At 45.9% G+C, this 13,002-nt stretch carries 8 protein-coding genes; 3 read left to right on the top strand and 5 right to left on the bottom strand.

Features of this window, described 5'->3' with window-relative positions; genetic code table 11:
- Nucleotides 1-186: 186 nt before the first annotated feature.
- Nucleotides 187-702, top strand: coding sequence for a bifunctional adenosylcobinamide kinase/adenosylcobinamide-phosphate guanylyltransferase (locus Q0V82_RS10990; protein WP_297575687.1), 516 nt, complete (start codon nt 187-189; stop codon nt 700-702).
- A 109-nt stretch (nt 703-811) separates the two neighbouring features.
- Here Q0V82_RS10990 and Q0V82_RS10985 read toward each other — a convergent pair whose 3' ends face one another.
- The 4 genes from Q0V82_RS10985 to Q0V82_RS10970 form a co-directional block, all read right to left on the bottom strand.
- Nucleotides 812-2,410 carry an EAL domain-containing protein gene (locus Q0V82_RS10985; RefSeq protein WP_297575685.1) on the bottom strand — a complete coding sequence of 533 codons (1,599 nt, stop codon included), beginning with the start codon at nt 2,408-2,410 and terminating at the stop codon, nt 812-814.
- Nucleotides 2,411-2,578: 168 nt separating this feature from the next.
- Nucleotides 2,579-3,646, bottom strand: coding sequence for a histidinol-phosphate transaminase (gene hisC / locus Q0V82_RS10980; RefSeq protein WP_297575683.1), 1,068 nt, complete (start codon nt 3,644-3,646; stop codon nt 2,579-2,581).
- An 87-nt stretch (nt 3,647-3,733) separates the two neighbouring features.
- The gene (locus Q0V82_RS10975) at nt 3,734-7,054 is read right to left on the bottom strand and encodes an EAL domain-containing protein (protein WP_297575681.1); all 3,321 of its coding nucleotides are present in this window, start codon (nt 7,052-7,054) and stop codon (nt 3,734-3,736) included.
- A complete protein-coding gene (locus Q0V82_RS10970) occupies nt 7,044-7,625 on the bottom strand; it encodes a biliverdin-producing heme oxygenase (protein ID WP_297575679.1) in 582 nt (193 codons plus the stop codon). Before Q0V82_RS10970 ends, Q0V82_RS10975 begins: the two co-directional genes overlap by 11 nt.
- A gap of 132 nt (nt 7,626-7,757) precedes the next feature.
- Here Q0V82_RS10970 and Q0V82_RS10965 point away from each other — a divergent pair, with 132 nt between their 5' ends.
- Entirely contained in the window at nt 7,758-8,063 is a 306-nt protein-coding gene (locus Q0V82_RS10965) for a hypothetical protein (protein ID WP_297575677.1), read from the top strand.
- 171 nt (nt 8,064-8,234) lie between these two features.
- On the opposite strand, the gene Q0V82_RS10960 is transcribed toward Q0V82_RS10965, so the two are convergent.
- Entirely contained in the window at nt 8,235-10,478 is a 2,244-nt protein-coding gene (locus Q0V82_RS10960; protein ID WP_297575675.1) for a hypothetical protein, read from the bottom strand.
- A 582-nt stretch (nt 10,479-11,060) separates the two neighbouring features.
- Between Q0V82_RS10960 and Q0V82_RS10955 the strand changes: the two genes are divergently transcribed.
- A complete protein-coding gene (locus Q0V82_RS10955) occupies nt 11,061-12,974 on the top strand; it encodes a fibronectin type III domain-containing protein (protein WP_297575673.1) in 1,914 nt (637 codons plus the stop codon).
- Nucleotides 12,975-13,002: the final 28 nt, after the last annotated feature.

The raw sequence follows: 13,002 nt of genomic DNA, 5'->3' as shown, positions 1-13,002 counted from the left end.
TCTTTGGCGACGCAAAGAAAGTAAGTCCCCGTCGCGGATTGCGACTGTAAAGCAATGTGCCGCAGGCACTTAAAAAACGATCAACACGTAATTCTGAACAGCGCATGGAAAATAGCGTGTTTGAATGCTGAATCCACCCTTGCGTCGCCATTTTTTTGCCGCCAACACATCTACAGGTCGGTTTTTATGCAATTGATTTTAATTAGCGGTGGGCAAAAAAGCGGTAAAAGCCGCTATGCAGAGCAGCGTGCTTTGGCGCTCTCTACGCGGCCGGCGTATTTGGCCACGTCGCGTATTTGGGATGACGACTTTGCCCAGCGCATTGCACGGCATCAAGCGCAGCGTGATTCGCGCTGGGTGAATTTAGAGCAAGAGGTTGATCTGGCAGCACATGGTTTTAGCGGCGCGGTGATGGTGCTCGATTGCATTACTTTGTGGCTGACCAATCTGTATACCGATTGTGGCTACGATCGCGACGCGACACTGCTTGAAGCGCAAACCCGCTGGGCCGCCTTTGCCGCGTGTACCCCGCAAATCGTGATTGCCGTAGGTAATGAAATTGGCTGGAGCTTGCACGCCGAAACGGCGATGGGCCGGCATTTTGTTGATTTACACGGCAGCTTTATGCAACAACTGGCGGCTCAGGCGAGCGAAGTGGTGTTGATGGTGGCAGGGCTGCCTTTGCCGGTGAAAACGCCTTAATTCATCAGCGCAATTTAATCGGTGCTTCAAAAAAATGCGCTAGAAAGAGTGATTCACAGTAAAAAATCGCCGCCAACGTCAGTTGATGGCGATTTTATGCTTTGTAGCGTTAATGAAAATAAGGAAATTGCGCCGTATTTTCAGTGTTAAATTGAAACACGCTCAGCTCAGCAATCGGTAACGGTTTTGAGAAATAAAATCCCTGCAAATAATCAATCCCCAGTATGGCAAGATAATCAGCTTGATCTTTGTTTTCTACCCCTTCAGCAACGATATTTAAATTCAGTTTTTTTGCCATATCGACCATATTGGCGACGATAATCTGATCTTTCTCTCGGCTCACAATGTGATCAATAAAGCTTTTGTCGATTTTTAAATAATGAAATGGAAAGCGGCTTAAAGACGCTAGCGAGCTGTGACCAATGCCAAAATCATCAATTGCCACCATAATGCCGGCTTGCCCAATCTCGGTAATGATTTTGTTCGCCAAATCTGGATCGCTCACTAATCCTTCTTCAGTTAATTCAACCACCAATTGATAATCAAGATATTTTAATTTTGCATTGAGTGCAAAAATAGCATTAAGCATAGATTGATCATTTAATTGCTGTGCGGTTATATTAATCCCTACCCGAGATTGTGCAGGGATGGGTTTTGTACTTAAATCGATTTCAACTTGCTCAATAATACTCAGCATCATTGGCGTCAGTAGGCCTTGGGCTTCGGCTTGTTGAATAAATAAAGCCGGAGTTAATAAACCGTGCTGAGGATGTTGCCAGCGCGCAAGGATTTCTACGGCACAAATGGCATTTTGCTGCCCCATCACAGGCTGGTAATACGGCTTAAATTGCTGCTGCTGAATCGATTCGATCACGTGCTGACGAAAATGGTTGTTTTCTCCAAATCGTAACCAAATCCAGCGACTACTCCACGCTAAAAACAAAACAGACAGTAAAATAGCCAAGGGTAAATTCGTTTCAATGTATTTTCTTAATTGAAAATGATTATGCTGTGCCGTCACACTCACCGGCAATTGATCCATTGAAATGGCGGTACTATTATTTTTGGCGGCGGTGAATGGCATTAATATAAAATCATTGCCCTGATTAACGAGCTGTAAATCACCCACTCTGAGCGTAATGGTTTTGACGCGCAATCCCATCACGAGTTGCAAGATGTCTTTGTAATATTGCGAATCGAGCACCCCGATGAGTACCCGGCCATTATCCAGTTTGCGATAAATGATTAAGGCTTCTCGATCTGAAATTAAACTTTTTTCATGCCAAGCAATGCCGCTGGCCTGCGTGGCACCGTCGCTAATCAGTGTTTGTATCGGCGAGTCTATTTTGCCGAGTGCATGAGCGGATGAGCAAAAAATACGTTGTGTTTGGCTATCTGCAATATAAATCGCGCGAAAGTAGGGCGTCGCCGCGCTGATTTTTTGTAAATCAGCATAGATAGCTTGGCAAGGCTCGGCAGGGGCTAATGCAATTTGGTCCAGCACCGTATAGGCGTTGCGTAAAGATTGCTCAATCATCGACGCGCCACGTTCGGTCAGCAATTGAATCGATTGTCGCGATTGATAGCTCGCCACTTGCCAGAGCAAGAGTGCAACTAAAGCAATAAAACTTAAATTACAGGCTGCGATCAGCAGCACGCGAAATACTTTGGCGCGGCCAAACATGGGTGTGGCAAAAAATGAATGCATGGATATTGGTCCGTTTGACCGACGAGGGATGACGTTGTTCTGTCTGGTCCAATCATTAAAGATTTCTAATGTACAGTATTGGTGTAAGGTAGGTACAGCAAGAAAAGTAATATTTTAGAGCCAGTGCAAGATTGATCTCAAACTTGCACTGGCCTTATGTCATGCAAATTATGCGTTTAGAATGGCTTGCAAAGCATTCATCAATGCTGCGCATTCAGCATCGCTGCCAATCGAAATTCGTAAGAATTGCGCAATGCGCGCTGGTTTAAAATGGCGAACCAAGATGGCGCGCTCGCGTAATGACTGTGCTAGCTTGGCCGCATCATGGTGTGGGTGACGCGCGAAAACGAAATTAGCGTGCGATGGCAAAACTTCAAACCCCAATTCACTGAGATTTTTAGTTAGGGTATCTCTCGTAGTATTAATCGCAGTACAGGTTTGATTAAAATACCCCGTATCTTCGATTGCCGCCACCGCACCGGCGAGTGCAACGCGATCCAGCGGATAGGAATTAAAGCTATTTTTAACCCGCTCCAACCCTGCGATCAAATCGGCGTGCCCCACGGCAAAGCCGACGCGTAAGCCGGCCAATGAGCGAGATTTCGACAGCGTTTGCACCACCAGCAAATTGTCATATCGATTCACCAGCGCAATCGCGCTGGTGCCGCCAAAGTCGATATACGCCTCATCCACCACCAGCACTTGATTGGGATGCGCTTTTAATAGCGCTTCGATTTGCGCTAGCGGCAGCAAAATACCCGTCGGCGCATTGGGATTGGGGAAAATAATCGCGCCACCGCCGGTGTAATCGTTGGTGTCGATTTCAAACGCCTCGTTGAGCGGCACACTGCGATATTCAATGCCATACAAGCCACAATACACCGGATAAAAGCTGTAGCTAATATCAGGAAATAATAGCGGCGCATCGTGCTTTAGCAGTGCTTGAAAGGTATGCGCCAGCACTTCATCCGAACTATTGCCCACAAAGACATTGGCCCGAGTAATGCCATCGGCGTGATGAAAATGCGCCACTGCGTCTTTCAGCGCATCGCCATTGGGGTCTGGATACAGCCGTAATAAATCATTCACTGCAGCCTGCATCGCATCGATGGCTTTGGGCGATGGTCCATATGGGTTTTCATTGGTATTGAGTTTGATCAGATTGGTGATTTTAGGCTGCTCACCCGGCGTATACGGCGTAAGGGCGTGAACAATAGGGCTCCAAAAAAGGCTCATGGCTTTGATCTTTTGACGTGGGCAAAAGCTGATTTTACCAAGATCACGTTGAATGGGAATGCCAGTTTCATGCGAGTGAAAAAGTTTTTATTTTAAATTGCTTTCATCGCATTCAATCGGGCTGTATTTTGCGATGGCCGATGTGTTGATAAGGTGCTCAAAATCAATCATTTTCATCGGTTGACCAAATAAATAGCCCTGATAAGTCAGGCAGCCCATGCTTTCTAATAATGTTTTTTGCGCTTGGGTTTCTACCCCTTCGGCAATGACGGTTAAACAAAGGTTTTTGCCTAATGCAATAATGGTCGATGCAATCGCGGCATCTTTGGGGTTAGTTAATATATCTTGGATAAAAGACTGGTCAATTTTTAATTGTTCGAGTGGCAAGCGTTTTAAATAGGAGAGCGAAGAAAATCCAGTCCCAAAGTCATCGATTGAAAAAGAGACTTGTTGTTGGCGGATGGCATTCATTTTTTTTATCACGCTTTCGGTGTTGGCTAATAATAAGCTTTCGGTGATTTCAATTTTGAGTCGATTTGGATTGGTTTGATACGTCGCGAGTAATTGCTTAATTTCATGCTCAAAACTAGGCAGCCCAAATTGCTTGGCACTGACATTCACCGATAGGGTGAGGTGTGCAAATAAAGGATTGATTGCCCAACGAGCCAACTGTTGGCAGGCTTGTTCCAGCACCCAAAATCCCATCGGTAGGATTAATCCGGTTTCTTCAGCTAAAGGAATAAACTCGGCAGGCGAAATCAGGCCTTGGCTGGGATGTTGCCAGCGAATTAACATTTCGGCGCCAATGTATTGATTTAAATGATTGATCTGTGGCTGATAGTAAAGAATAAATTGTTCTCGAACTACGGCGTGGCGTAATTCAGTTTCTAGTCTAATTCGAGTTAAAACCGCTTTTTGCATTTCCGGATCAAAAAAGCGGTAGGTGTTTTTCCCGCCACTCTTCGCTTGATACATGGCGGTATCGGCGCGCTTGAGTATTTCTTCTGCGCTTAAGGTACAACCTTGAAATAAAGCAATGCCAATGCTTGGGCTGCAACGATGTTGAATGACCGATTGATTTGCAACGTCAATTTCATTGGGTAATTGAATATGAAATTCATGAATAAATTGCTCTAAAATTTGCTTAGCAATCCACTCTAAATCTTGTGCCGCATGCGATTCATTGGCGTTCAGTTCATCCAAAATCAGTACAAATTCATCGCCACCCAGTCGGGCCACCGTATCGCCTTTTCTAACTACACTAATTAGCCGATTGGCCACTTCTTTGAGTAGCCAATCGCCGGCATCATGGCCATGGATATCATTCAGTGATTTGAAGTTATCCAAATCAATTAAGATCAGCGCGGCATGTTTGCCCGATCGGGCGCTGCCCAAAAGAGTTTGGCCTAGCCTATCGAGCATGAGGCGACGATTGGCGAGTCCAGTTAGTGGGTCATAAAAAGCGAGTTTTTCAATTTCATGTTCTGCCGCACGTTTTTCGGTCACATCAATTGATACGCCCAGCAAATGAGTGGCATCGCCTTTTTTATTGGTGAGGGCGATTTTACGTGTTAATAAAGTTTTAATTTCGCCATTACGAGTACAGATATCTTCGGTGTTGATTTCAACGATGCAAGTTTTGGCTAAAATTTGACGATCACTTTGAATAAAGCGTTCTGCTTGTTCTTTTGGAAATAAATAAAAATCATTTTTGCCGATGATGTCGGCTTCTTGAATACCAAAAAATTCACATCCGGCAGGATTAAGTAGTTTAAAGCTTAAATTGTCGGCATTTTTTAAGGTCACTATCGCTGGAATATGTCGAATAATTGACGACATTATTTCTTGCGTTTGTTCTAATCTTTCGGTGACTGCATTTAATTCATGCTCATTTTTTTCTAGCTTAAATATATATTCAATTTGATTGAGTAAGGCGGAGCCAAAACGCTGCGCAATCATGATTTGGGCCGGAAGCCAAGCTTGTGCATGCCCTGGCCACATCTGCATCCATTCCGAAAAAGAGGTCCTAGGGATCAGTCTGTGCGAGCCATCGCTTGCATGAAAGAGGGTTTTATTAGGCTCGCCAGCCCAGTAAATGTGACGCGGATATTCGGCGCGAAACCACAGCACATAACTGCCATTGCGTAATGGAAAAGGCCCGGCCAAAACCCCAGAAACCAGATGCTGATAGGCTTTAGCGGGTTCAAAGCGAAGACTCAGATCATCGCAGGCAAAGGCTTTGTCACCCTCTTGCGTATGTAGCCACTGAATTAATGCTTCGAGTTCCGCCGGTTCTGGTACTTTGCCAAAGTGATGGCGTTTGTTATTTAAGGATAACACCACCCCGTCTGCCGTCATTAAATGTTGAATTTCTTCTAAAATCTGGTCGGGTATGCCTTGTTGCGGCAACCATAAAAATTGCGATAACTTACCAAATAAAACAATGATTTGTTCATCTAGCGAAAATTGTTCCAGCACTTGATCGGTATTTAAATGTTCTGAAACTAAATTTCCGATTAATTCGCACCGGAGTAAAGCTTGAGCGCTTAATAATTTGGGGGTTCTATGGTGACAAGTAATCAGGCCCCATAAACGTTGATCTTGTAACAAAGAAATAGAAAGAGAAGCGGCAACGCCCATATTGTTTAAGTATTGCAGATGTATTGGCGATAATGAACGTAATTGAATCTCGCTTAAATCTGGCGTTTTATGGCGATATAAGGGCGCGGATAACATCGGAATTTGATCCGCAGCGACGTTCGCGACATAACGTATGGTATTTTTAGTATAGAGCTGTCTGGCTTGCGCAGGGATGTCGCTCGCAGGAAAGCGAGAGCCCAGATAGCAGGCCGAGGTATTGTGGCAATTTTCTGCGATGACCTCACCATCCCAATTGCTATCAAAGCGATAGATCATCGTATGATCAAACCCGCTAATCTCTTGAATATATTGTGCTAATAGATTGAAATAATCAGAATGATTGGCCGTTCTATCGACGGATAATAGCGCTTTGATTATGCTTTCAATTTTAAACTGATGGTCTTTTTCGATGGTATTGGGGATTAATTCGAGATATAAATTTTCGTCATGAATGGATACGTTGATATCAAATTGATATTGGTTACCGATGGCGATATTTTGGTAATGTGCTGTTGATTTTTTTTCTAGAAGCAAATTTAATATTGGGCGTAACAAAGGGATGTTGCTGATTTTTTTACCCAGTAATTCATTCGGGTCTAATGCCAGAAAATGTTCGGTATTGCTGCTGATGTGGGCGATCTCATCGTTTAGATCTAAAACCAATAATACGCCATGATCTTGTATCGAGCCGATTAAATGAATCGGCTCAGTGGCGCAGTTGCGCAAAGCTTGCTCAAATTCTGGTGTACTTAATGTTTTATTGGGCATAAAGATCAAGACCTTTATTAAATAAGCCAAAGGTCTGTGAGGCGGCATCGGTGATTTCTGTTGTTGCCACAATTGGATGACGGGTTAAGAATGTTTGATATTCATGCCAGTATTTGGCGGTGTTTAAACCATAGGCATTAAAAAAATGCCCAGCAAACTGCGGGCTAATACGCAGTGATTTTTGTAAACAAGCGCTAATAACGCGGGCACCTAAGGTTGAGCCCTCAAGCACATACGCCACACCTAACCATTGCTCTGGCGTGGTGATGATGGCAGATGTTTCATTAGCGAGAGTAGGGTGGTTCATGGTGGGCGGCGATTCAAGATCTTTTAAATCGGCTTGTAACCACGGCAGCTTATAGCGAGCTTGGTAATCAAAATCTAGCTTAAATTGGCTTTGACGTTGCAAAAGCACGGTTTCAATGGCGGAATAGATTTCGTAGTAAGCTTTTAATAATTGAATATAGCGTGCCAGAGAATACCCAGACTGGGTAATCCCTATGAGAAGAGGGTGTTGATGAAGGCGTGAGTGTTGTTTGCGAGTTTTTAATTTTAGGTGCTCTAAAATCATTATGATTTCAACCAATGTTTGCTTTCTACTTGCTGATGTTAGTATGGTTTTTGTATTTAAGCTTTATGTAAATATTAAAAGCATGACTGCACGTCATTCTTGCCTTGAATCCGCGCTTGGCACCGCTGTGCTGTGCCTGCTTTGAGCATCAATCACAGCAAACTGAGCACCGAAACGGCGCGAAATAAAGTAAGCAAAATTCTTACTTCATCTGCTGATGTTGGACTCATCGAACAATTTACGATCATTGCTTGGCGCAAGTGGAATGACACTCGGCGTAGTTATGCCTGGTGCTTGAAGCCCATCGACAATGGGTATTGGCGTATTGGAAGTCGCCACAGCCGCGAAACCAAAATAGCTACAGCGGCTCAGCAAGGCACGAGAGTTGTTCAGCAAGGGCGCTGTGGCAACGATGGCAGTGTACTCAAGAAAGGCTAAAGGTGAGTTGATGACCGTTGGCGATTACAGCGGCATCAGTATGAGGCTTATCGGGTATTGAACGAGTCCAAGCACCGCAATTGGCTGGCCCCAGTGAGGCAAAAAAAATACTGGCCACTTGCGTGGCCAGTATTGGCGATGGAGCGCTGTTTTTAACGCAGTAGGCTCAGTTTACAGTGGGTTGGCACTGAAATAACGCTCTAGATTATTCACCTCCGAATCTTCGCGTGGCACGCGCATTTTTTCCACAATGCCATTGTAAAGCATCTCCCTTGGCGCTAAATGAAAGCCATTGATGTTTGGATCCATATACGGGAGCTGTTGTTTTCTGAGGAAGTAGTCCAGCAATTGGGCGCTGCTGCTTTGTAAACCATAGCTTGAATTGGCCCAAGCACTGTCATGACTACCAAAGTGGTGGCCGAATTCATGGCCGATAATGCCGTTATTTTTAAAGTAATGTTGGTAGTAATTCCAGGTGTCGATACCTAGAACATCTCCTCCACCGAGCCCGCCGCCCATGGTGGTGACCCCCAAACGAATGCCGCCACGATTCATGATCGCTTGATAGTTATTGCGGTAATCGTCGCTAGTAAAAAATCCACCCGGAGCATTAATTTGACCGGCGTTACCAAAGAAATCATGGCCCATAACTTGTTTATGGTTAAACCAAACATGCTCAAATTCGGGGCTGTTTAATGCATACGCAAAATTGGTCATCATGATGACCCATTCGCGGGCGTAAATCGGATTGATTTTCCCCCAAGATGCATCACTGCCATTAGCATCGTATGTGCCAAATGAAAGTTGCCATTTCATTTTGAAATTGCTGATTTTTTGCACGTGCGCATCGGTTTTGGAATCAATTCGAATCTCAAACAAATCGCTCGGCAGTACGCTGAGTGCGTCTAAACCTTTGAATTGCACACTGCCTTTATCGTCAACCCGCTGAAAAGTACGGCCATCGATGATAGCGACATCAAAGCGAACGGTGCTAAATGCCGGTAGCAGATCTAGCGACCCAAGCACAAACCACTGTTCACTGCCTTTAAGGCGGGCTTGAATTTCTAGATTGCGAACGTGGATAGCGCTGTAGCTGCTTAATGCCAATTGCCGCTGATCGAGCTTGCCGCTGAGAATTTTGTTGATCGCAAAGCTGCGCAGTTGTGGATTAGTTAATGTCTCCCAGCTGTCGCTGTCTTGTAATAGCAATCCTTTTTGCGCTGCAGGCATGGCGGCATACTGATACTGCTGCGTTGTTGCCTTGTCGATGTGGTGTAGTTCGTCCACTTGTCGTTGTGGCAGGATCAAGATGTTTTTATTTTGGATTGCGGCAATGGTTTGCTGATTAAAACCAATGTCTTTTGCTTTGAGCAAATTTTGTGGTGTGGCTTGATCGGCCAGATTGATTTGGCGAAATTGATCGAGTGGTGTCGCGGGTAAAATTTGCGCGCCGCTGGCTGGTAAGTTGCTGGATGCAAAGCGATCAATACCGCCTCCGGTGCGGCTTACATACAGCTGTCCATTGTCGCCTTGGATGAGCGTATTGCTTTCGCTATCTTGCTGCATGATGGCTTGCACCATGGTAGTCGATTCAGCCAGCTGGCTTACGTCGTAAACCAAGGTTTTACCATTACCAAAGCTAGCAAAAAGCCGCTCGCCCACGGTAGATAGCTTGATATCACAGCTGATGCTAGCGCAGTCAGGCAAGCTAAGGTAAGCATGCTTGATGGCTTTTTTATTATTTGCTGGGGTGGCGTCGCTTTGTTTCCAAACCGAAATTCTTTGGTTTGTATCGGCGGCAAAGATGTAGTTGGCATTGGCCGCCACCGCAATCGGATGAACTAAGACTTGATTGGATGGGCCTCTCCAGTCTCCTGTGCCTAGCGCGGTAATAAAGCGCGGTTCGTCCTGGCTAATATCAAAAATATCCACGCGGTTGGACGAAAGAGACGCGGTGTAAAGCCGATCTTGAAACTGATTTATATCGTATAAACGCTTAAAACCATCGGTGCTGCCATTGCTGGAAAAATTACTAATCGGCGTTAATGCTTTGTTGGCTTTAAGATCAAAACGCAAAACAGAAGCCGCAGCCGCAGTAAGGTCATTAGCTATATACAGAATATTATCTTTGAGCACCACCGCACTGGGCGAGAATGCGGCATCGTCCAGCCCAAAGCTGCTGGCATTTAATTGCTGAGCTTGATCGAGTAATTTAACACTACGCTCTACGACTGCAGGATGACCACCGGTATCACCGCCAGTTCCACCGCCAGTGCCGCCGCCGGTTCCACCGCCAGTTCCGCCACCAGTTCCACCGCCAGTTCCGCCACTAGTTCCACCGCCAGTTCCGCCACCACCGCAAGCGGCTAGCATCAGCGTTAACACGAATAAACTGGTTAATTTACGTAACATCATTGTGCGCGCAATCAATAGATATAAAACGCCATCTTACAGTATTAGTATTTGCTAATACCATGGCGATTACAGTCGCTGTATCTTTTAATCACACCCAGCGGCAGGGACGGTGCTCAATGCCATGCTAAGGTCTGTTGACGTTTGGTTGGCCAGCCGCGTTGGTGCGGATTTGGGCCTGAGGCAAGGCATGCCGCGCGCAACTTGGGGTTTGACTTGGGGTTTGAATATCCAAATTGTTAAGTCAGCGCTTTGTAACGCAGCATCAGGCTGACATCTTTAAAACAAGTCGCCGCAAACCCTGCGGGCTGGGCCTTTGGGCGGCGACTAAGCGTTGTAGCCGTCTCTCATAGCATGACTTGCGTCGCTAACTACGCCTTGATTCTCCGCGACAAGTGCGTAAGCGGCGACGGGAAACCCAACGTCAATAGACCCTAGCAAGAAAGCCTATTTGTAATGCGAATGGGTAAAGTTGTTGTTTATAAGGGGCTTAATTACTTGGCTTGCTCAATGCAACGTCAGCGTAATAGTTGCTCGTTACGATCCTGATTTTTGGTGGAGACTCAATTAAAAAAGGACGTAATCATGACTCTTGCTGTAATGAAGTTGGCGTGCCTTAGTGCCGTTCTATTGGCGGGCACTAGTTTTGCCAGCGTTAAAAATGTTCGGGTGGTGTGGGATGCCAATCCAGCGAATGAAGCTGTTGTCGCGTTTTCTAAAAGCGGTACTACCACATCGACTGGGCAATATATCAAGTATGGTACGAGTACGACTGAAAGCACTTGGTTGAGTAGTAGTAGTGCTGTGCCGCGTACTTTTAAATCAACGCTGGATAATTATTTCGTTCGCTTACAAAACTTAAATCCAAATACCGATTACTTTTTCCGTGCATGTGATAGCGCCGGTTGTAGTGAAATGTATTTTTTCCGAACGGCAGCAGCGGATGATCGCAGCGTTACCGCGATTGCGGGTGGTGATTCGCGTACAGACCGTGCGGTACGCCAGCAGGGTAATCGCTTGGTTCAAAAAATTCGCCCTCATTTCATTCTGTTTAGTGGCGATTTTACTGATAACCACAGCGCCAGCGAAGTTGAAAGCTGGCTTGATGATTGGAATCTGACTTTTTCTCCGACCACAGTTAACGGTATCACCGTGAAGCAAGTTCACCCGATCATTCCAACAGTGGGCAATCATGAAGCTTCAGATATGAATTTTATGTGCTCGGTATTTGGCGTAGATGCTGATCGCAATGGGCTATGTTCTTTGCGAGATACTTATTTTGGCGTCAATATCGGCACCTTAATGCGGGTGTATACCTTGAATACGGAGCTAGAGTCGTCGAGCTATGCCAATGAGCGGACGGCACAATTAGCTTGGCTGAAAAGCGATATGCCCGCTTTTTACAGCAGCACGCGTTGGCGCTTTGGGCAGTATCATCGACCGATGTTCCCACGCAGTACGAGCAAACCGGCGATCACGCAAATCGCTCTGGATTGGGCTACGACATTCCAAGATTACCGCATGAATTTGGTGAATGAATCTGACACGCATATTGCCAAACTCACCAAACCTGTTCGCCCGTTGGGAAGTAATTACCAAGAATCGGCGACGGGAACCGTTTATATCGGCGAAGGTGCTTGGGGTGCTCCGGTACGGACTGCCGACCGTGTTTCGCCATGGATTGTGGATCAAGGTAGTTTTGCACACTTCAATGTGATTCAAGTGAGTGCCGCTGCGATGAATATTCGCACGGTTTACTTAAATAGCGAGGCGAGCACGAGCACGGTGAGTAAAGCCAACCGTGATGCTGACCCATTAACGTTGCCTACGGGTTGGAGTTTGTGGAATGCCGCAACAGTGGGTGATGTGTATAGCTTGAAATTGGCGAGTGATAATTTTACTGAATTAAATGAAGTCATCGCGCCGACCCCAGTACCCAGCGCAACGCCAACGATTCAACCTTCTGCTACACCCACTGCGACACCAACGGCTACAGCAACACCCAGCACCACACCGACCAGCAGCAAAACTTTATTGGCGGTACGCGATGTCACCATTAGCAGCACTGGTGCGCTGAGTAATGGTGCAACAGTCTATGCCGACGGTAATGATGCCGGTGCTCAATTACGCGCTTTGTTTGGCTGGAATGTAGCGGGCACAACGGGTCAGCTAAAATCGGCGACGGTGCAATTTAATGTCAGTAATTTATCCAAGGGCATGTATAACTTGTACGCAATGAGCAATACCTGGAGTGAGACCAGTACGGCGTTTAGCCAAGCCAGTGGTGGTAATTTACTGGGTAGCTTTACGCCCAGCGCCACAGGTACTGCAAGTATCACTTTGAATGCCGCGGGTCTGGCTTTAATCCAAGGCTGGTTAAACGGCAGCACGCCCAATAATGGCGTCGTAATGCTCAGCGGCGGTACCAGCGATGGTGTTGATATAACGTCTCGTGAAGGTGGTAATCCAGCGAAATTGATTTTGAACTTTGCGCCTTAAGCCCTCTTAAGCCTGTGCAATCGATCAC

This window comes from uncultured Deefgea sp. (genome assembly GCF_947072475.1).
Lineage (GTDB): Bacteria > Pseudomonadota > Gammaproteobacteria > Burkholderiales > Chitinibacteraceae > Deefgea.
This window is presented reverse-complemented; position numbering and strand designations above follow the sequence as displayed.

Bases quoted from the DNA above. Each gene is read 5' to 3' on its own strand.
- Q0V82_RS10960 (WP_297575675.1), bottom strand. From the start codon at position 10,478: ATGATGTTACGTAAATTAACCAGTTTATTCGTGTTAACGCTGATGCTA.
- Q0V82_RS10970 (WP_297575679.1), bottom strand. From the start codon at position 7,625: ATGATTTTAGAGCACCTAAAATTAAAAACTCGCAAACAACACTCACGC.
- Q0V82_RS10990 (WP_297575687.1), top strand. From the start codon at position 187: ATGCAATTGATTTTAATTAGCGGTGGGCAAAAAAGCGGTAAAAGCCGC.
- Q0V82_RS10985 (WP_297575685.1), bottom strand. From the start codon at position 2,410: ATGCATTCATTTTTTGCCACACCCATGTTTGGCCGCGCCAAAGTATTT.
- Q0V82_RS10975 (WP_297575681.1), bottom strand. From the start codon at position 7,054: ATGCCCAATAAAACATTAAGTACACCAGAATTTGAGCAAGCTTTGCGC.
- Q0V82_RS10955 (WP_297575673.1), top strand. From the start codon at position 11,061: ATGACTCTTGCTGTAATGAAGTTGGCGTGCCTTAGTGCCGTTCTATTG.
- hisC (WP_297575683.1), bottom strand. From the start codon at position 3,646: ATGAGCCTTTTTTGGAGCCCTATTGTTCACGCCCTTACGCCGTATACG.